The organism is Amycolatopsis stemonae (assembly GCF_054781455.1).
On sequence record NZ_BAAGUJ010000002.1, the window covers coordinates 610,653 to 630,000 of the forward strand.

Genomic DNA, 19,348 nt, shown 5'->3' on the forward strand with positions numbered 1-19,348 from the left:
TCTAGATTCCCACGGCCGAGCCGACATGCCCGCCACCCGGGCGACCAGTAAGTTCGACCTCGACACGTCGCAGGAGGTGCCATGGCGCGCAAGGCCAAGGTCGAGGGTGAAGCCCGGATCACCCCCAAGAAGGCGAAGAACGCGGTCGCGGTGGCGAAGGTGCTCGGCCCGGCCGTGATCCCGGTCGTCGCGCCGTACGCGGTGCGCGCGGCGGGCGCCGCCCGGGAGCTGTACGACCGCTACCAGGCCCGCAAGCTGGGGGTGGCCGTGGACCAGCTGGGCTCGTACACGGGCCGCGGCGCGGCGCTGCACGCCCGCATCGCCGGGATCGCGGAAGGCTGCCGCGACCTGGAGAAGTCGGAGAAGGCTTCGGCCGCGGACGTCGAGTTCGCGAAGGACTCGCTGGGCACGCTCGAGCAGCTGTCGGCGACGGTCCGCGCGGCGGAGCGGATGCCGGCGGCCCGCCGGAAGTCGGCGCACCGCGCGGTGGCCGGCGAGCTGGAGCGGCTCGAAGGCCAGCTGCTGCACCGGCTCGGGATCTGACCCGGATACGGAAACGGCCCCGGCGAACCGGGGCCGTTTCCGATCGGGCCGCTATTTGACGAAGCCCTTTTCGACCATCCAGTCGTGGGCCACCTTGCCCGCGTCCTCGCCGTCGACGTCGACCTTCTTGCAGAGTTCGATCATCTGCTTGTTGTCGATCGCCGCGCTGATCTTCTCCAGCGGGCCGCGGATGTCCGGGTGCTGCTTCAGGAACTCGGTGCGCAGCGTGGCCACCGCGTTGTACTGCGGGAACGCCTTCTTGTCGTCCTCGAGCACTCGCAGGTTCAGCCCGGAGATGCGGCCGTCGGTGGTGAACACCTCGCCGACCGGGCAGGTGCCGCTCGCCACGGCCGAGTAGATCGTGCCGATGCCGAAGTTCTCGATCTTCGGGTTCTGGAACCCGTAGGCCTTCACCGCGGCCGGGAAGCCGTCCTGACGGCTGGTGAACTCCGTCTCCAGGCAGAACACGTTCTGGTCCGGCTTCTGCTTGAGGAACGCCGCGAGGTCCGACGTCGTCTTCAGGTTGTTCTTCGCGCCGTAGTCCTCGGTGACCGCGAACGCGTACTGGTCGTTGAGCGGCGAATAGTTCAGCCAGCTGACGCCGAACTTCTCTTCGTCCGCCTTGGCCGTCGCCTCGTACTGGGCCTTCTCGCCACCGGGCACCGGCAGCTCGTTGCCCTGGTAGTTGATCCAGCCGGTGCCGGTGTACTCCCAGGTGACGTCCGTCTGCCCGGTCAGCAGCGCCTGCCGCGACGAGTTCGACCCCTTGATGTCCGAGAGGTCGACGACGTCCGCGCCCGACGCCGTCAGGGCCATTTCGGCCATGTACGCCAGGATGATGTTCTCGGTGAAGTCCTTCGACCCGACCGTGACCTTGAGGCCCTGCAGGGACGGGATCGGCTGGATCGAGCCCGGCTGGATGTCGTAGGGCACCGCCTGGTTGACCGTCAGGCCGCACGCCGACAGCGTCGCGCCCAGCACGGCCACCCCGAAGAGCGCTTTCAAGCGCCGGAGTTTCATCGCAGCCCCTTCGGTCCGAAGAACTGTTCGGCGACCGCGCCCAGCCAGTCGACCAGCAGCGCCAGCGCGACGGCCAGCACCGAGCCGGTCACCAGCACCGAGGTCAGGTTCAGCTTGTAGCCGGTGTCGATCAGCAGCCCGAACCCGCCGGCGTTGACGAACATGCCGAACGTCGCGGTCCCGACCGCCAGCACGAGCGAGGTGCGCAGGCCGGCGAGGATCAGCGGGACGGCCAGCGGCAGCTCGACCCGCCACAGCACCGCGGACGCCGACATCCCGATGCCGCGGCCGGCGTCGATCAGCGCCGGGTCGACCTGCTGGATGCCGACCATCGTGTTCCGCAGCACCGGCAGCAGCGAGTAGAACGCCAGCGGCAGGGCCGCGACCCAGAGCCCGCCGGTCGAGCCGGTGATGATGAACCACAGCACCAGCACGCCGAGGGCCGGCGCGGCCTGGCCGATGTTCGCGATCGCCAGGAAGATCGGCGCCAGGAAACGCGCCCACGGCCGCGTCACGACCACGCCGAGCGGCACGGCGACGAGCACCACGATCGCGGTCACCACGATCGTCATCAGCAGGTGGTCCCACAGCGCCGTCAGCAGCGAAGACGCGTTCAGCGTCTCCTTCTCCGTCGCGTTCAGCCCGCTGGAGAACACCCAGATCAGCGTGACCGCGACGATCACCAGCACCGCGACGGGCTGGGCGAACAGCCGGACGCGTTCCGCGCGGTTGGAGCCGGACTCGGTGCTGAAACCGGTATCGACGGCAGCCGTCATGCGGACACCTCCTCGCCGTTCGTGTGCTCGTCACGCAGCTGCTGGATGGTCGAGATCACGGTGTCGAGCTGGATGGTGCCCGCGTACTCGCCGCGCGCACCGGTCACCGGCACCGAGCCGCCCTCGGCGAGCATCGCCTCGAGCGCGTCCTGCAGGGTCGACTGCAGGCTGACGATGTCGCGCAGCGGCTTGCCCGCGTTGGCCAGCGACGCCCCGGCGACCAGGTCGCGGACGTGCACCCAGCGCGTCGGGCGGCGCCGCGCGTCCAGGACCAGCGCGAAGTGCTTGCGCGTCTCCTCGAGCTTCTTGCGCAGCTCGGCGGGGTCGTCGGACACCGACGCGGTCAGCGCGTCCTGCGTCAGCTCGACGTCGCGGACCCGCAGCAGCGTCAGCTGCTTGAGCGACGCGCCCGCGCCGACGAACCCGGCGACGGTGTCGTTGGCCGGGTTGGCGAGGATCGCCTCGGGCGTGTCGTACTGCAGGATCGACGACTGGTTGCCGAGCACCGCGATCTTGTCGCCGAGCTTCACGGCCTCGTCGAAATCGTGCGTGACGAACACGATCGTCTTCTTCAACTCGTCCTGCAGGCGCAGCAGCTCGTCCTGCAGGTTGCCGCGGGTGATCGGGTCGACCGCGCCGAACGGCTCGTCCATCAGCAGCACCGGCGGGTCCGCGGCGAGCGCGCGGGCGACGCCGACGCGCTGCTGCTGGCCACCGGAGAGCTGGCGCGGGAAGCGGTCGCGGAAGTCGGCCGGGTCGAGCCCGACCAGGTCCATCATCTCCTCGACCCGGTCGTTGACCTTCTTCTTGTCCCAGCCGAGCAGGCCCGGCACCACCCCGATGTTCTGCGCCACGGTGAAGTGCGGGAACAACCCGGCCTGCTGGATCGCGTAGCCGATCCGGCGGCGCAGGGTGTCGACGTCGAGCTTCAGCGCGTCCTCGCCGCCGATGGTGATGCGGCCGGACGTCGGCTGGACCAGCCGGTTGATCATCCGCATCGTCGTCGTCTTGCCGCAACCGGACGGCCCGACGAAGACCACGATCTTGCCCGCGGGCACGACCATCGAGAACTCTTTGACGGCCGGCTCACGCGTACCGGGGTACCGCTTGGTGACGTTCTCCAGCTCGATTTCGACGCCGGAGACTTCCTCGTTCTCAGCCACGGACACCCCTAGAGATGGTGAAGCGCTTGATCAGGACGTAGACGCCGTCGAGGATCAGCGCGAGGATGACGACCCCGACCGTTCCGGTGACGGCTTGGTTCAGGGAGTTCGTGCTCCCCGCGTTCGTGAGCCCCGAGAAGACCTCGGCGCCGAAGCCGGGACCCTTCGCGTAGGCGGCGATCACCGCGATGCCCATCAGCATCTGCGTCGCGACCCGCATGCCGGTGAGGATCGCCGGCCAGGCCAGCCGCAGCTCGACCCGGGTGAGCACGCCGAAGCGGCTCATCCCGATGCCGCGCGCGGCGTCGACGACGGCCGGGTCGACCCCGTCGAGCCCGACGATGGTGTTCCGGACGATCGGCAGCAGGCCGTAGAGCACCAGCGCGATCACGGCCGTCGTCGGACCGAGCCCCGAAATGGGGATCAGCAGGCCCAGGAGGGCGAACGACGGGACCGTCAAGATCGTGCTCGCCAGCGCCGTGGCCACCGCCGAACCGATCGGGCTGCGGTACACCGCGACCCCGATCAGCACGCCGAGGACCGCGGCGAGGATCGTGCACTGCACCACCATGCTGGTGTGCAGGTAGGCCTCCAGCCAGAGCTTGCTCGCCCGATCGGAGATGTAGTCGAAGAGGTTCATCCGTGTGCGCTCTCCCGCCCTTCGCTCGGACCTTCACCCGATCGGGCTAGTTCCTGACCGACGACTCAGTACCCAGCGCGACGCCGGTCCAAACCCCCGTTGGTTCCGAACACCGTGGCCTATCCGGGCGTGATCGGCAACCAGTGACCTGAACCACGGCGTGGCGCGGTACGTGAACTCGGCGTGTGCTCACTTCACGGGATCACACGCTCACGCGGGAGGCGGTCCCTTAGGCTGCTCCTCATGAGCGTTCCGGCACGGCGACCCGCCGTGCTCGGTGCTATCCGGGGTGTGTTGCTCGCCGTGTGCGCCGCGGCGCTGTCGGTCACCGCGCACCGCCTGGCCGACGGCGGCCTGCCCGACCCGGCGATGACCGTGCTGCTCGCCGGCCTGTTCGGCTGGACGGCGAGCGCGCTGGCCCGCAAGGCCCGCGGACCGGTGGCCACGATCGCCCTCCTCGGCGCCGCCCAGCTCGTGATGCACCTGCTGCTGACCACGCTCGCCGGCCACGACATGGCCGCGGCGCCCGGCCGCAGCGGGCTCGGCATGGTCGCCGCGCACGCCTTCGCGACCCTGCTCACCGCGCTCCTGCTCGCCCGCGCCGACTCGACGCTGCTGGCGGTGCTCGCCGTGCTGCGCGCGATCCTGCCGCGGCTGCTCACCCCGCTGCCGGTCCCGGCGGCCCCCGCGCCCGTCCCGGTCCGCGCCGCCGCGCCGGGTCACCTCGTCGGCGTCGACCTGCGCCGGATCCGCGGGCGGCGCGGCCCGCCCGGCCCCTCCTGAAACCAGCTCATCCCCGAACAGCGGCTCCCCGAAGCCGCTGACCTTCACTGAGTTCATCAGGAGTGAACCCATGTCCCAGCACGTCTTCAAGCGCGCCGGTTTCCTCGCCGCCACCGTCGGTGCCGCCGGTCTCCTCGGCGCCGGCGTCGCCTCCGCGCACGTCACCGCCAACGTCTACGGCGCCCAGCCGACCAAGGGCGGCTACGCGGCGATCGTGTTCCGCGTCCCGAGCGAGGAACCGAACACCACCACCAAGAAGGTCGCCGTCGACTTCAAGCCCGACTACGGCATCGGCAGCGTGCGGACCAAGCCGGTGCCCGGCTGGACCGCCGAGGTGACGAAGTCGAAGCTGCCCGCCCCGATCACCAAGGACAACGGCACGCAGATCACCGAGGCCGTCACCGCGGTGACGTGGACCGCGCAGCCCGGCAACGAGCTCAAGGCCACGGACTACCAGGAGTTCTCGGTCAGCTTCGGCCCGCTGCCCACCAACGTGGACGAGGTGGAGTTCCCGGCGCACCAGACCTACAGCGACGGCAAGGTCGTCGACTGGACCCAGCCGACCCCGCCCGGCGGCGAGGAGCCGGAGCACCCGGCGCCGACCGTCAAGCTGGCCGCGAAGTCCGCGGGCGACGACGACCACGGCAGTATGGCGGGGACGGCGTCGACCACCGGTGAGCACACCGAAGCCGCCGCGGCGTCGTCCGACAGCACGGCTCGCTGGCTCGGCGGGGCCGGCCTGCTCGTCGGCGCCATCGGCGTCGGCGTCGGAGCCGGCGCGACGATCCGGGCCCGCAAGGCCACGGCGAAGTCGGGAGGCAACAGCTAGATGCGGAAGGCGCTCGTCGCGCTGGCGTTGACGGTGGTGGCCGTGCTCGGCACGGCCACCCCGGCGCTGGCGCACAACGTGCTGATCTCCTCGGACCCGGCGAACGGCTCGTCCATCACCGCCGGCCCGCAGAAGGTCAGCCTGACGTTCGACCAGTACGTGCAGGGCGCGGACGTCAACCAGATCGCGGTGACCGGGCCGAGCGGCGGCCAGTGGGCCGAGGGCCCGATCAGCGTGGTGAACAACGTCATCAGCGCACCCCTGCGGCCGCTCGGGCCGGCCGGGAATTACACCGTCGGCTACCGCGTGCTGTCCGCCGACGGCCACCCGGTGACCGGGGAGCTGACCTTCACCCTCACCACCGCGGGCACCGGCACGCCGGCGACCGTCGACGCGGCGAAGTCGCCGGGCAGCGCCTCGCAGGCCGCACCGCAGTCGTCGACGACCGGGGTGCCGATCTGGGTCTGGATCGCCGGGGCGGTGGTGCTGCTGGTCATCGGCCTGACCGTCGCCCTGCGGTCCGGCCGGTCGGTGGAAGAGAAGAACTGATGACCCAGGCCGAGGCCACCACGAAGCCCCGCTATTCGACGCTCCTGTGCGTCGTGACGGCGGGACTGCTCGGCGCCCTCATCGGCGTCGCGCTCATGTCCACCACCCCGGTCCCCGGGGTCGTGGAACCCGGCGCGGTGGTCTCGGCCGGCATCCCGGTCGTGCGGGTCCTGCTCGACCTCGCCGCGGTCACGACGATCGGGCTCGCCCTGCTGTCGGTCCTCGTCGGCTACGACCGGCCGAAGCTCACCGAACCGGTCATGCGGCTGGCCCGCCCGGCCGGCGTCGCGGCCGCGCTCGTCTGGGCCACGGCCGCGGTCGTCGCGCTGATCCTGCAGACCGCGGAGTACAAGCCCGGGTCGTCGACGCTCACCGCCGGGGACATCGGCGGCTACATCGCGAACGTCGGCGCGGGCAAGGCGCTCGTCATCGTCGCGGCGCTCGCCCTCGTCCACGCCGGGATCGGCGCGCTGGCGCTGCACTTCGGCGAGAAGGTGCCCGCCGAGGTCCGGGTCGGGCTCGGCCTGTTCGCGCTGCTGCCGCTGCCGGTCACCGGGCACGCTTCGAACTGGAGCTACCACGACTACACGATGATCTCGATGGAGCTGCACGTGATGAGCGCCGTCGCCTGGACCGGCGGCCTCGGCGCGATGACCGTGCTCCTCGTCGCGAACCGGACGTTGCTGGCGCACGCGCTGCCCCGGTTCTCGAAGCTCGCGACGCTCTGCCTGCTCCTCTCCGCGGCGACCGGCCTGTTCAACGGCCTCATCGAGATCTCGCTCAACCCGACCATCGGGTTCTGGGCGGCGATCTTCACGACGCCGTACGGGCGGCTCTTCATCCTGAAGTTCCTCTGCACGGGTGTCATCGCGCTGCTCGGCGCGTACACCCGCTTCCGGCTGATGCCGCAGATCGTCCGGCACAACCGCACGGCGCTCGCCGCGTGGGCGACGCTCGAGCTGACGGTCATGGGGTTGGCGTTCGGGTTCGCCGTCGTGCTGACGCGGGCGCCCGTCGTCGCCTCTTGAAAGCCCTTCCCCGCAGGTAGATCCGGTGTCAGTGACGCCGTGTAGCTGCAACTTGCGCATTGGGCTGAGGGGTAGACCATTGGGGGCGACCCGTCGGACCGAACTCTCTACGCAGAGACGAGCCCACTTCGGAAGCGACGAACGGTCATTTGCAGTCGGCGAATGCACGTGCAGATTGTGGTCCCGGTCACATCATGTGACAGTCGAGGGTCAGCGGTAACGCGTCCAGCGTGCGTCCGTCCGGCCGCTGCGAAGATCGTCCAGCCGGCGGAACAGCTCCGGCCGCACCTGCGGCCGGCTGCGCAGGATCGGCAGCACGCTGGTCGTCAGCTTCAGCTCCCGGATCGCCCGGAGCACGGCGAACCCGGGCCACGACGTCACGTCGAAGCCGTACGCCGCGGCGAACGTCCGGTAGCGCACCGGCGGGTCACCGAACCGCTCGCGGCCGACGGCCAGCGGCGTCAGGTCCCACTCCGGCGGGCCGACGCACGACGAATCGAAGTCGCAGAGCACCGGCCCGTCCGGGCCCGGGATGACGTTGCCGGGGTACGCGTCGCCGTGCACCAGGCCCCTGGGCAGCGGGAACTCCAGCCCGGACAGCGCGTCTTCGAGCTCGGCGCAGCGGTCGAGCAGGAACACGCGGTCGGCGTGGCTGAGCTCTTCGGCGTCGGACACCCGGGCCCGCACGGCGGCGAACGGCGCCCATTCGGCCAGGCCGTCGGGCGCGGGGAGGGCGTGCACCTGGCGCAGCAGCCGGGCCAGGTCCGCGGAGGTCGCCGGCCGGCCGATGCTCGGCACCTGGTGCCACACGGTCACGAGGTGCCCGCCGACCGGCATCGGCTGCTCGACGGTGTCGAGCAGCCGGATGGCGGGGACGCCGTGCCGCTCGAAGTGCCGGGCCACCAGGACCACGGTGTCGACGCGGTGCCGGAGCTGGGTCGAGCCGACGATCCGGATCACGAACGGCGCCGTGACCAGCGCGTACACGGCGTTGTTCGTGAACCGGAGCAGCCGGGCACCGGCCGGGTCGACGCCCAGCCGGGCACAGGTTTCCGCCAGCACGCCACGCAGCTTCGCGGGGGTGAACCGGCCGTCCAAGACGGTGCCGGCCCCTTCGGCCTTAAGCGGCGTAGAAAGCGTTGAGGCGATCGGCGAGGTCACGGGCGTCGGCGTTGTTGCGGCGGCGCTCGGCTTCGTCCTGCAGCGGGCGCATGCGGTCCTTGACCCGCTCGGACTTGATGCCTTCGGCGCAGTCGATGGCCTTGCCGCCGACCTTGGCGCCGTGGTCGAGGTCGCCCTCGATCAGGTGGTTGGTGGCCAGGGCGCTGAGCATGAACGTCTTGGACCGGGCCATCTCGTCGTCGTAGGACTCGACGGCCCTGGTCAGCGCCGGGATCGCGTACTTCGTGTGCTCGGTGTTCTTCTGCGCGAGCACCGTGTGGACGGTGCCGACCATGGCGTAGACGTCGGTCTCGGTGAAGAACTTCACCCAGGACTCGGCTTCGGCCAGGTTGGCGCGCTCGAACTCGTCCTTGCTCCGCCCGAGCAGCTTCACGGCCTGCTCTTCGTTGCCCATCATCGCGTAGGCCCACGCCTCGTTCGCGCACAGCACGGAGACCGCCAGCTCGGAACCGGATTCCTGGGCCGCGATCTGGCCCAGCTGGAACAGCTTCAGCGCGTCGTTCGGGGCGTCCTGGTGCAGGTAGACGCGCCCCATGCGGTAGAGCACGTTGGCCACCAGCGGGTGGTTTTCGCCCTGCTTGGCCAGGTCCAGCGCGTTCGCGAAGTGGCCGCGCGCGGAGTCCATCAGCCCGGTGTCGAACGACGTCCAGCCGGCCAGCGAGTGGAGGTCGGCGAGCGCCACGTACAGCCGGTTCTTGACGATGTCGGTGCCGTTGGCCTCGAGCATCTGCTGTCCCCAGGACAGCTGCGCCACGACGGCGTCGCGGCAGAACCCGCCGCCGTACTGGTAGTCCAGGGCCCGGAGGGCCCGCGTCGCGGCCTCCACCTGGCGCACGTCGGTCATGCCGATGCGCCCGGGCGCCGGCGTCCTGGCCGGTCCCGCCGACCACGTGCCCGATTCCGGACCGAACACCGCCGCACCCATCGTGACCTGGGCGGCGTGCGCGAGGAACCTCCGTCGCTTCACGGACTCGTCCTCCTCAGCCTGCTGGCCGTCGGCGGAGCCGACGACCCGTATCGCCGTGGCCTCGTCGTAGGCGAGGCCCATGTACCCACGGGGGACGCCCAGGCCGTCGGCGATCCTCGTGAGCACGTCGTAGGCCATGACCTGGCGGCCCTTGAGGATCTCCGACACCTCGGACTGGGACTGGCCGGTCATCGCGGCGATCTGGCGCTGAGAGACACCGTGCTTGCGCAAGAGGCGGTAGACGGCGCTGATCTCGCGAGTGGCGAGAGCTGCTCTCATCTCCGGCTGCTCCCACGCGTCGGCGGGAACCGCGTGGCTCTGCCGGGCTTCGGCACTGCCACCGTTGTTGGCGTCCATCGCGCCCCCTCCACTGTCCGGTCGGGCGTCTGTGAAACAGCGTAAGCAAACCGGCGAAGCCGTGTGAACAGCCGAACTGGTGCCCTGATCGGTCCGGGCGAAGTCCACTGACCGCTTACCGTGGAACCCGGTCCGGTCACCGCTATGACGCCATTTCGACCTTCTATCGCACCCGGTTTCACCTCACTGTAGTTGTCAGATCTCCGTCACCGCCCGGACACCGGCAGCGATCACGGAGAGCTACGAAAACCGCAGGGATGTTGCAGAAGGCATCTTCGGAGCCCGCTCCGAAGAGGACGACAGAGCGGAGAAGGGCGTGGAGTTCGTGGACTCGTTCGCAGGGGGACATGCCGGCACGGCGACCCGCGCCGTGCGGCCGGTGGTCTCTCCCATCTCCGCCGTCCGCCCGGTGACCCCCGCCGCCGCGGTGGACCCCCGCACCGCGAGCGTCCGGCACTACGAGGGCGGCCAGCTGGTGTGGCGCGTGCAGTGCGGCGACCTCATCAGCCGGGAACGCGCGGTGACGGTGTTCGTCGAAGACAACCAGGTGGTACTGGTCTCGCCCCCCGGCGAGACCGCGCGGTTGACGTCCGGCCAGCTCGGACAGCTGCGCGCCGCGCTCAACGAAGCCGCCAAGATGGCGGAAAGGTAACGGTGAGCTGACATGGATCAGGTACTCGGGCAGGTCCTCCGCAACGCGGTCTGGGAGCGCCTCGACATGCTGACCGACCTGGCGAACCGCGCCGACGCCCAGTCGCTCGTCTCGGTCGCGCGCTCCGAACTGCCCCGCTTGACCGAAGCGTGGCGCGCGATGCTGAAGATGCACGAGCCCGACGAGCGCGGTGACTGCCCGACCTGTTCGACCCGGTGGCACCGCTGCAAGGCGCCGTGCTCGGTCTGGCAGGTCGCGCACGAGCACCTGGTCGCCGGCGGGCTGGCACCGCAGCAGACCTCGGCGGACAACCGCCTGCAGGGCCGGCGCAAGAGCCCGGTCCCCACGCAGGGCCGTCCGGTCCCGGGTCCCACCGCGGCGGAGACCACTGGGCGCCACGCACTGGTGAACCCGCGCCGAGCGGTCACGGCCTGACGGACCCGGGCCGTCGCCTCCTCCCGCGGTGGCGACCCACCCGTCCTGACCGAAGCCCCAGGGTTCGCGCCGGTCCCACCGGCGCCGCCCACCCAGACCGGCGAGCGCGGCCGACCGATCGCCCCATCGGACCCGCGCCTGCTCTCGCCCGGCCGAGGACTGTTTCGCCCGCACCCCCGAGCAGCGCGAACCGGTCCTCGGCCACACCACCCGGTCCCCACCGCGATTAATCGAAAAAAATACGCGTCAGGCCTAGCCCAGGCGGTAATCCCCCGCTAGATTGATCATCGAACCGGACGTGGACCACTGGTTCACCCCGCCTTGATCCGCCCCTGCGGCCCCTGAATTCCGCGGGCCGGTGCCGTTGCACTCCCCTCCCCCGACCGGCACCGGCCCGCGGTTCCACGTCTAGCGAACCGCCTTCACCCGGAGCACCAGGACCGCGGCCAAGAGCGTCGCGACGGCCGAGGCGGCGAAGAGTCCCGGATAGCCACCCAGGTAGGCGAGCACCAGCGGCGTCAGCAGCGGCGCGACCACCTGCGGCAGCGAGTTCGCGATGTTGATGACGCCCAGGTCCTTCGCGCGGTCCTGCGCCGTCGGCAGCACCTGCGTCAGCATCGCGAGCGCAACGGCCATGTACGCACCGAAGCCGACGCCCAGCAGCGGCGACGCCGCGAGCGCGACCGGCCAGCTCTGCCAGACGACCAGCAGCAAAGCGGCCAACGCCATCACGCCGGAGGCCGCAAGGACGTACGGCTTACGCCGTCCGGACTTGTCCGAGAAGTGGCCGGCGAGCACCGCGCCGATCACGAGCGCGACGCCGTAGAGCCCCATCATGATCAGCAGGCCCGTGTCCGGGTCCTCGTAGTGCACCGCGTCCTTCAGGAAGAACAACAGGTAGAGCGTCCCGAACGCGTTGCCGAGGTTGATCATGAAGTGGCACGACCACGCCCACGCGAAGTCCGGGTGCCGCCGCGGCGAGACCCACAGGTTGCGCAGCACCTCACCGGCCTGGGACGACGGGCGGAACTCGACCGGCAGCCGCGCGTCCGGCGTCCGCAGCACGAAGAACGCGGCCCCGGCCACGACGATCACCGCGCAGACCGCGTACGCCAGCGGGATCCCGGCGATGCCGAGCATCACGACCACGACGACCGCGCCCAGCACGGTGCCGAGCATCTGCGCGATGCCGACGAGCCCGCCGACCTGCGCGCGCTGCCCGACCGGGACGCGGTCGGCGATCGCGGACATCAGCGTGGCGAGCATCCCGTTGAGCCCCGCCTGGACCAGGCACCAGCCGACGATCAGCAGCGCCACGTTCGGCGCGAACGCCAGCACCAGCAGCCCGACGGTCGCGACGGCGGCGCCGATCACCGTCCACGGGTGGCGGCGGCCGAAGCGTGAGCACGTCCGGTCGGACAGCAGCCCGACCGCCGGGTTGACGATCAGCGCGACGATCGCGCCGACACCCATCACCAGTCCGAGCACGAACTCCTTGTTCGCCTGGTCGAGCAGCTCCGCCTGCTGGGGCAGCAGCACCTGGATCGGCGCGTAGATCCCCAGCCAGAGCGCGATGTTCGCGAAGAACAGCAGGCTCATCCAGCCGGGCCGCACCCGCACGACGGGCTCGGCGAGCGCTTCCGGGACGGTCCGGGTCGTTTCACTCATCGCGCACCAGCTTCCGATACCAGTGGAACGAGTCCTTCGGCGTGCGCCGCAGGGTTTCGTAGTCGACGTGCACCAGGCCGAAGCGCGGCGCGTAGCCCTTGGACCACTCGAAATTGTCCATCAGGGACCAGCAGAAGTACCCGCGGACGTCGACACCCGCGTCCATCGCCTCGCGCAGGGCGGTCAGGTGGCTGTGCAGGAACTCGATGCGCTCGGGGTCGTGCACGCCGCCGTCCTCGGCGACGACGTCGGCGAAGCTGCAGCCGTTCTCGGTGATCTGGATGGGCGGCAGCTTGTCCCGGTAGCGGCGGTGGAAGCCGAGCAGCAGCTCGCGCAGCGCGTGCGGGACGATCGGCGAGTCGTTGGTCGTCATCGGGTAGCCCTCGATCGGGCGAAGGTCGAAGGGCAGCGGGTTGCCCGGGCTGGGCTTCGCGACCCCCTGCGGCTCGTAGTAGTTGATGCCGTAGAAGTCGAGCGGCTGCGCGATGGTCGGCAGGTCGTCCGCGAACCCGGCGGGCAGGTGCTCGTGGAGCTGCTCGGGGTAGGTGGCGAGCAGCACGGGGTCGGCGAAGAGCCGGTTGAGGAGCGCGTCGAGCCACTCGGCGGCATCGTGGTCGCTCTCGTCGGCGGGCCAGATCGGCGAGTGGTTGTTGGCCGTGCCGATGTTCGTCGCACCGGCCGCGCGGAGCGCCTGGACGGCGAGGCCGTGCGCGAGGTTCTGGTGGTGCGCGGTCGGAATGGCGTCGAGGAGGAGTGTCCTGCCGGGCGCGTACTCGCCGATCGCGTAGCCGAAGATCGACATCACCATGGGCTCGTTGAGCGGAATCCACAGTTTCACCCGATCGGCGAAGCGTTCGCCGAGAATGTGGGCGTATTCCGCGAAGCGCTCAGCGGTCGCGCGGGTGAGCCAGCCGCCCTCGTCTTCGATCGCCTGGGGCGTGTCCCAGTGGTAGAGCGTGACCGCGGGCGCGATACCGGCCTCGCAGACGGCGTCGATGAGCTTGTCGTAGAAGCCGAGCCCCTCGGGGTTGGGCGCGCCCTTGCCGTCGGGCTGGATGCGCGGCCAGGCAACGGACATCCGGTAGGCCCCGACGCCGAGCTCCGCCATCAAGGCGATGTCCTCGGGGTAGCGGTGGTAGTGGTCGGCCGCTACTTTTGCTTCTTCACCGCGGGCGATCTTGCCCTCGGTCGCGGTGAACGTGTCCCAGATGGACGGTCCGCGCCCACCTTCGCTGGTAGCGCCCTCGATCTGGAACGCCGAGGTCGAAACACCCCAGAGGAAGCCGGGCGGGAAGATCGGGTTCTGCACCGCTGAAGACCCCTTCGTCAGGCCACCCGTTCGGGTGAACATGAAAAGTTCTCATATACTAGGTCTTCACTCGTCCGTGGGGAAGCCCGTCGGCACGATAAAGTCCCAGATCAGACGAGGAGGAGTGCCGTGTCCGACATCCAGGCCGCGAAGGTGCCGGCAGAAGCCACCCCCTTGCGCCGTCAGCCGGTCCAGCAGCGAAGCGCCAAGCGGGTCGAGCAGATGCTCGACGCCAGCGCGGCGCTGATCGACGAGCTCGGTTACGACGCACTCACGACGACCCTGATCGCCAAGCGCGCAGGAGTGGCCGTCGGTTCGCTGTACCAGTTTTTCCCGGACAAGCGAGCCGTCGTGCAAGCGCTTACCGCACGCAACCTGGAGCGTTTCGTAGGCGCGGTGAACGAGCGCCTGCAGCAGCTGGGCCCGGAGCACTGGTGGGACGTCGTCGACTCGATCCTCGACATCTACCTGGAGATGCACCGCTCGGTGCCGGGCTTCTCGAAGGTCCACTTCGGCGACATCATCGACCGCCAGCTGCTGGACGAGACCCGCGACAACAACGCGGTGATCGTGGACTCCCTGACGGAGCTCCTGACGGCCCAGGTCGACCGCCCGGTGGAGGACCTCCGGTTCGCGATCACGATCGCCAACGAGGTCGCCGACGCGCTGTTGAAGCTGGCGTTCCGGCGGGAGCCCAGTGGGGACGAGAAGATCGTCGCCGAGGCCAAGTACGTCGTGAAGGGGTATCTGGCGGCTCGGTTCGGGGAGCGGTCCTAGCTGTCCACAGAAGTTGTCCACAGCCATGCACAGCTGTGGACAACCCGGTGTTCGGGGCCGGGTCCGTCGGGGTGCGCCGATAGACTGGTTGTGGGGGTTCCCCCGGGGAGGGTGGGCTGCGTCCGCGGCCCGGCCACCAGCTGGCAGGAGAGTTTGTTCACCCGTCCGGGCCTGGGACACCACGATGCTCCCGGCGGTGGAAGTGCGCACCGGCGACCGCGACTTGCTCCCCGGCCGCCATCTTGCTCGGGCCCGCGCGATCGGTCCTTCGAGTACTGATGGGCAAAAGCCCCGCGTTGGCCACCATCCCAAAGAGAGATGCCTTGCCCCAGCGGTCGGCGAATGCGGTTTTCGAGGTGGCGCGGGTGTTCGGGTTCTCCGGACGTCGAGCCGGTGCCCGTCGACTGGGCGGCAGTAGAACGTCAGCTGGGCGCCCGGCTCCCGGGCGACCACAAGGCTTCCTGCTCGCCTCGTTCCGCGGGGCGCTGGCGAAGATCAGCTTCCTCCGCTAGCCGAAGTTCTGGTGCTCGCCCCGGTACGTGGGAACCGTTCGCTCCACCTGGTCGCCGTTGATCAGGTGGTAGTGCGTGAACCGCTCCGCCAGCTCGCCCGCCTTGGCGTGGCGCAGCCACACTCGGTCGCCGAGTTGCAGGGTGCGGGCCGCGCGGCCCGTCACCGGGGTCTGGACCTCGCCCGCTCCTTCGAAGCCCAGGAGCTTCAGGCCTGTCGGCAAGTACGGCTGCGGGACTCGCGAAGCGCCCGCCGGGCCCGAAGCGATGTAGCCGCCCGAAAACAGCGTGGCGATCTTGCGCGTGGGGCGGCGGACCACCGGCAAGGCGAACAGGGCCGCCGGGCGGGGCTTGAACTTCGTGTAGCCGTCGAACAGCGTGGGGCCGATCAGGCCCGAGCCCGCCGCTATCTCCGTGACCACCGTGTCCGCGCCCGTCGACTCGACGCTGCCCGTGCCGCCGCCGTTGACGAACTCCAGCGGGGTCACCGCCTGGACCGCGCGGACCGCTTCGCCTCGGCGGCGGTTCAGCTCCGCCGCCGAACGGCGTTGCATCCAGCCGATCACCGCGCGGTTCAGGCGCGCGCCGGCCGCGTCGCCGAGGCCGGCGATCTGGCCCTCGTACGCCATGACGCCCACCAGGCGGAAACCCGGGCGCGCGACGACCTGCTGGGCGAACGTCGATGCCTGCTTCGGCGTGAAAATCGGGGAACGTCGCGTGCCGACGTGGATTCCGGGCAGCGGGCGCCACGACGCGTCCAGCTCCAGGCACACCCGGATCTCCGGGTGGCCGTGGCCGAGCGCGGCGTCGACCAGGTCCAGGTGCGCGGGCGAGTCGACCATGATCGTGATCGCCGCGCGGGCCCGCTCGGACTCGGCCAGGCGGCGCAGCGCCTCGTGGTCGGCCGTCGGGTAGGCGACGACGATGTCGTCGGTCGTGCCCTGCTCGACGTGCCAGACCGCCTCGGCCAGCGAGTAGCACATCAGGCCTTCGAAGCCCGGCATCGCGAGCACGCGCTCCAGCAACGCCCGGCAGCGGACGGACTTCGAGACCACGCGGATCGGCTTGCCCGCCGCGCGGCGGCGGAGGTCGTCCGCGTTCGCGTCGAAGGCCGCCAAGTCGACCACGGCCAAGGGTGGATCGAGGTCCTTGGTCGCCAAGTCGTACACCGTCGCACTGGTCACGAGGTCTAAAGTACGACACGAAGGCTTGAAACGCGAATACTGTTCACATACTGTTTCGGGCACTCGACCGATGGAGGGTGCGCGCATGACCCGGTGGACCAACTGGGCGGGCACGGCGTCCGCGTCGCCGCAGCACGTCCACCAGCCGCGCAGCGCGGCCGAAATCGCGGCGGCCGTCGAAGCCGTCGCCGCGGCCGGCCGGACCGTGCGGCCCTGGGGCAGCGGACACTCCTTCACCGCGATCGCCGTCGCCGACTCCGACGCGCTCGACCTGCGCCACTGGACCGGCATCGAAAAGGCCGACCTCGAGACGGGCCTCGTGACCGTCCGCTCGGGCACCACGATCAAGCGGCTCAACGCCGAGCTCGACGCGCTCGGGCTGGCCATGACCAACCTCGGCGACATCGACGCACAGACCATCGCCGGCGCGATTTCCACCGGCACGCACGGCACTGGCGCGAAGCTCGGCGGCATCGCCACGCAGATCGCCGCGCTCGAACTCGTCCTCGCGGACGGCTCGACCGTCACCTGCTCGGCCGACGAACGCCCCGACCTCTTCGCCGCCGCCCGCGTCGGCCTCGGCGCCCTCGGCGTCATCACCACGGTGACGCTCAAGTGCGAGCCGTCGTTCATCCTGCGCGCGCAGGAACGGCCGGAGCCGCTGGAGCAGGTCCTCGAGGGCTTCCACGACTTCGCCGAGAACAACGAGCACTTCGAGTTCTACTGGTTTCCCTACGGCAAGAACGCCCTGGTCAAGCGCAACAACCGCAGCGAGACGGCCGAGCCGCTGAGCAAGCTCCGCGAGTTCGTCGACTACCAGATCATGGAAAACGTCGCGTTCGGCGGCCTCTGCCGGACGGGCCGGCTGATGCCCCGGCTGGTGCGTCCGCTGAACAGCTTCGCGTCGAACATGCTGTCCGCGCGCGAGTACAGCGACACCTCCCACCGGGTCTTCGTCACCGCGCGCAATGTCCGCTTCACCGAAACGGAATACGCTGTTCCACGTGAATCAGTGCTCGACGTGCTCGCCGAACTACGGGCTGTAGTGCCGACGCTGAAGGACCCGGTGATGTTCCCGGTCGAGGTGCGCGTCGCCGCGGCCGACGACATCTGGCTTTCGACCGCGCAGGGCCGCGACTCCGCCTACATCGCCATCCACCAGTTCACCGGCATGCCGTACCGCGAGTACTTCAGCGCGTTCGAGAAGATCGCCGGCGCGGTCGGCGGCCGCCCGCACTGGGGCAAGATGCACGACCTCGACGCCGGCGTCCTCCGCTCGCGCTACCCGCACTTCGACGACTTCCTGCGCGTGCGCAAGGAAACCGACCCGGCCGGCGTCTTCACCAACACCTACCTCGACCGGGTGCTCGGCCCGCTCACCTGAACAGGGCGGACACCGATTCGCCGTTGTGGATGCGGTTGATCGCCTCGGCCATGGCCGGGGCGATCGACAGGATCTTGAGCTTTTCGGTGCGCTCTTCCTCGGGCACCGGGACCGTGTTCGTGCAGACGATCTCCAGCACTTCCGGCCGGCCGCCGATGCGTTCGATGGCCTTCGCCGCGAACAGCCCGTGCGTGCACGCGACGCGGATCGAGCGCGGCTCCAGCTCAGCCAGCCGGTCGAGCAGTTCGAGCACGGTGCTGCCCTTGGCGATCTCGTCGTCGAGCACGATCACGTCGCGGCCGGTGATCTCGCCGATCACCGACGTGATCTGGACGCGGTCGTCGGGGAATCGCTCCTTCGCGCCCGCCGCGACCTGCACGCCGAGGAGCCGCGCGAAGTGCGACGCCTCCTTCGCGTTGCCCAGGTCGGGCGAGACGACCGTGGTGCGCGAGAGGTCGTACTGCCGGAAGTGCTGGGCCAGCTCCTGCAGGGCGTGCAGGTGGTCGACCGGGACGCTGAAGAAGCCGTGCACCTGCGGCGAGTGCAGCGTCATCGCGAGCACGCGGTTCGCGCCCGCCGTGGTCAGCAGGTCGGCGACCAGGCGGCCGCCGATGGAGATCCGCGGCTTGTCCTTCTTGTCCGAGCGCGCGTAGGAGTAGTGCGGCATCACGGCGGTGATGCGGGACGCCGAGGCGCCGCGCGCCGCGTCGAGCATCAGCAGCAGCTCGACGAGGTGCTCCTGCACCGGTTTGACCAGCGGCTGGATGATGAAGACGTCCCGCTCACGGCAGTTCGCCTGCAACTGCACCTCGAGGCAGTCGTTCGCGAACCGCTGGATCTCGACCGGCTGCAGCGGCACGCCCAGCTGGGTGCAGATCTCCTCGGCCAGTTCGGGGTGCGCGGAACCGCTGAAGACGGCGATCTCTCTCGACGCCTGGCTGATCACAGCGCTGCGATCGCTTCGCCGATCGCGACGTCACCGGAGATCAGCTCAAGGGTGCGGCGCACGGAAGCGGGGGCGTCGAGCAGGGCGGCGAGCACGGCCGCGACGTCGTCGCGCGGGACCGGGCCGCGGCCGGTCTTGTCGGCGAGCAGCACCAGGCCGGTGCCGGGATCGTTGGTCAGCTGGCCCGGCCGGAGGATCGTCCAGTCCAGGTCGCGGGCCTTGAGGTCGTCCTCCGCCGCGCGCTTGGCCCGCAGGTAGTAGCGGAACTCTTCGCTGACGTCGGGGTTGTCCGGGTTGTCGGCCCCCATCGAGCCGACCTGGAGGTGCCGCCGGACGCCGGCCCGCTCGGCCGCTTCGGCGAACAGCGCCGCGGCACCACGGTCCACAGTGTCCTTGCGCGCGGTGCCGCTGCCCGGCCCGGCGCCCGCGGAGAACACCGCGGCGTCGGCCCCCTTCAGCACTTCGGCGACGGCGTCCACATCGGAGTTCTCGAGGTCCAGCACCACGCCTTGGGCGCCGGCGGCCTCGAGGTCCGCCGCGTGGGCGGGGTTCCGGATGATGCCGACCGCTTTGTCCCCGCGCGCGGCGAGCAACCGCTCCAGCCGCTGCGCGATCTGACCGTGTCCACCTGCAATGACGACTCGCAT

At 70.1% G+C, this 19,348-nt stretch carries 20 protein-coding genes; 9 read left to right on the top strand and 11 right to left on the bottom strand.

Translation table 11 applies throughout. The features are described 5' to 3' along the window. The first annotated feature begins 81 nt into the window (after positions 1-81). Positions 82-543, top strand: coding sequence for a DUF6474 family protein (locus tag ACYVLJ_RS09115; protein ID WP_451971058.1), 462 nt, complete (start codon positions 82-84; stop codon positions 541-543). Between the two features lie 51 nt (positions 544-594). Here ACYVLJ_RS09115 and ACYVLJ_RS09120 read toward each other — a convergent pair whose 3' ends face one another. The 4 genes from ACYVLJ_RS09120 to ACYVLJ_RS09135 are packed head-to-tail and all read right to left on the bottom strand — an operon-like array spanning position 595 to position 4,142. After that, the gene (locus ACYVLJ_RS09120) at positions 595-1,563 is read right to left on the bottom strand and encodes a glycine betaine ABC transporter substrate-binding protein (RefSeq protein ID WP_451971055.1); all 969 of its coding nucleotides are present in this window, start codon (positions 1,561-1,563) and stop codon (positions 595-597) included. Then, positions 1,560-2,339: an ABC transporter permease gene (locus ACYVLJ_RS09125; RefSeq protein WP_451971052.1), complete on the bottom strand. Its 780-nt coding sequence runs from the start codon at positions 2,337-2,339 to the stop codon at positions 1,560-1,562. Before ACYVLJ_RS09125 ends, ACYVLJ_RS09120 begins: the two co-directional genes overlap by 4 nt. Then, on the bottom strand, positions 2,336-3,502 hold the full coding sequence (locus tag ACYVLJ_RS09130) for an ATP-binding cassette domain-containing protein (protein ID WP_451971049.1): 1,167 nt from the start codon (positions 3,500-3,502) through the stop codon (positions 2,336-2,338). Before ACYVLJ_RS09130 ends, ACYVLJ_RS09125 begins: the two co-directional genes overlap by 4 nt. Beyond that, positions 3,495-4,142 (bottom strand): ABC transporter permease, encoded by a 648-nt coding sequence (locus ACYVLJ_RS09135; RefSeq protein ID WP_451971046.1) that lies wholly within the window; start codon positions 4,140-4,142, stop codon positions 3,495-3,497. Before ACYVLJ_RS09135 ends, ACYVLJ_RS09130 begins: the two co-directional genes overlap by 8 nt. Before the next feature lie 294 nt (positions 4,143-4,436). Here ACYVLJ_RS09135 and ACYVLJ_RS09140 point away from each other — a divergent pair, with 294 nt between their 5' ends. The 4 genes from ACYVLJ_RS09140 (at position 4,437) to ACYVLJ_RS09155 (ending at position 7,331) form a co-directional block, all read left to right on the top strand. Next, entirely contained in the window at positions 4,437-4,925 is a 489-nt protein-coding gene (locus ACYVLJ_RS09140; protein ID WP_460438625.1) for a hypothetical protein, read from the top strand. Positions 4,926-4,995: 70 nt separating this feature from the next. Further along, positions 4,996-5,754: a YcnI family copper-binding membrane protein gene (locus tag ACYVLJ_RS09145; RefSeq protein ID WP_460438328.1), complete on the top strand. Its 759-nt coding sequence runs from the start codon at positions 4,996-4,998 to the stop codon at positions 5,752-5,754. After that, on the top strand, positions 5,755-6,303 hold the full coding sequence (locus ACYVLJ_RS09150; protein WP_460438329.1) for a copper resistance CopC family protein: 549 nt from the start codon (positions 5,755-5,757) through the stop codon (positions 6,301-6,303). Next, on the top strand, positions 6,303-7,331 hold the full coding sequence (locus ACYVLJ_RS09155) for a copper resistance D family protein (protein WP_460438330.1): 1,029 nt from the start codon (positions 6,303-6,305) through the stop codon (positions 7,329-7,331). The genes ACYVLJ_RS09150 and ACYVLJ_RS09155 overlap by 1 nt, the downstream gene beginning before the upstream one ends. Positions 7,332-7,541: 210 nt before the next feature. On the opposite strand, the gene ACYVLJ_RS09160 is transcribed toward ACYVLJ_RS09155, so the two are convergent. Together ACYVLJ_RS09160 and ACYVLJ_RS09165 are read right to left on the bottom strand one after the other, a co-directional pair. After that, entirely contained in the window at positions 7,542-8,429 is an 888-nt protein-coding gene (locus ACYVLJ_RS09160) for a phosphotransferase family protein (protein WP_451971035.1), read from the bottom strand. A 22-nt stretch (positions 8,430-8,451) separates the two neighbouring features. After that, positions 8,452-9,837 (bottom strand): tetratricopeptide repeat protein, encoded by a 1,386-nt coding sequence (locus ACYVLJ_RS09165; protein WP_451971032.1) that lies wholly within the window; start codon positions 9,835-9,837, stop codon positions 8,452-8,454. Positions 9,838-10,153: 316 nt separating this feature from the next. Here ACYVLJ_RS09165 and ACYVLJ_RS09170 point away from each other — a divergent pair, with 316 nt between their 5' ends. After that, positions 10,154-10,489, top strand: a complete 336-nt coding sequence (locus ACYVLJ_RS09170; RefSeq protein ID WP_286000676.1) for a hypothetical protein — start codon at positions 10,154-10,156, stop codon at positions 10,487-10,489. Between the two features lie 12 nt (positions 10,490-10,501). Continuing rightward, positions 10,502-10,924: a hypothetical protein gene (locus ACYVLJ_RS09175; protein WP_451971030.1), complete on the top strand. Its 423-nt coding sequence runs from the start codon at positions 10,502-10,504 to the stop codon at positions 10,922-10,924. Positions 10,925-11,332: 408 nt separating this feature from the next. Here ACYVLJ_RS09175 and ACYVLJ_RS09180 read toward each other — a convergent pair whose 3' ends face one another. Together ACYVLJ_RS09180 and ACYVLJ_RS09185 are read right to left on the bottom strand one after the other, a co-directional pair. Further along, the gene (locus tag ACYVLJ_RS09180; protein ID WP_451971027.1) at positions 11,333-12,592 is read right to left on the bottom strand and encodes an MFS transporter; all 1,260 of its coding nucleotides are present in this window, start codon (positions 12,590-12,592) and stop codon (positions 11,333-11,335) included. Then, positions 12,585-13,901, bottom strand: a complete 1,317-nt coding sequence (locus ACYVLJ_RS09185) for a glycoside hydrolase family 1 protein (protein ID WP_460438626.1) — start codon at positions 13,899-13,901, stop codon at positions 12,585-12,587. Before ACYVLJ_RS09185 ends, ACYVLJ_RS09180 begins: the two co-directional genes overlap by 8 nt. A gap of 129 nt (positions 13,902-14,030) precedes the next feature. Between ACYVLJ_RS09185 and ACYVLJ_RS09190 the strand changes: the two genes are divergently transcribed. Further along, positions 14,031-14,678 (top strand): TetR/AcrR family transcriptional regulator, encoded by a 648-nt coding sequence (locus ACYVLJ_RS09190; RefSeq protein WP_451971021.1) that lies wholly within the window; start codon positions 14,031-14,033, stop codon positions 14,676-14,678. Positions 14,679-15,186: 508 nt separating this feature from the next. On the opposite strand, the gene ACYVLJ_RS09195 is transcribed toward ACYVLJ_RS09190, so the two are convergent. Then, positions 15,187-16,371: an amino acid deaminase/aldolase gene (locus ACYVLJ_RS09195; protein ID WP_460438331.1), complete on the bottom strand. Its 1,185-nt coding sequence runs from the start codon at positions 16,369-16,371 to the stop codon at positions 15,187-15,189. Positions 16,372-16,456: 85 nt separating this feature from the next. Between ACYVLJ_RS09195 and ACYVLJ_RS09200 the strand changes: the two genes are divergently transcribed. Further along, a complete protein-coding gene (locus ACYVLJ_RS09200; RefSeq protein WP_451971016.1) occupies positions 16,457-17,755 on the top strand; it encodes a D-arabinono-1,4-lactone oxidase in 1,299 nt (432 codons plus the stop codon). Here ACYVLJ_RS09200 and ACYVLJ_RS09205 read toward each other — a convergent pair. Together ACYVLJ_RS09205 and ACYVLJ_RS09210 are read right to left on the bottom strand one after the other, a co-directional pair. Beyond that, a complete protein-coding gene (locus ACYVLJ_RS09205; RefSeq protein WP_451971013.1) occupies positions 17,748-18,701 on the bottom strand; it encodes a ribose-phosphate diphosphokinase in 954 nt (317 codons plus the stop codon). The two genes, ACYVLJ_RS09200 and ACYVLJ_RS09205, sit on opposite strands and share 8 nt — an antisense overlap. Further along, complete coding sequence (locus ACYVLJ_RS09210; protein WP_460438332.1) at positions 18,698-19,348, bottom strand: Rossmann-fold NAD(P)-binding domain-containing protein; 651 nt, start codon at positions 19,346-19,348, stop codon at positions 18,698-18,700. Before ACYVLJ_RS09210 ends, ACYVLJ_RS09205 begins: the two co-directional genes overlap by 4 nt.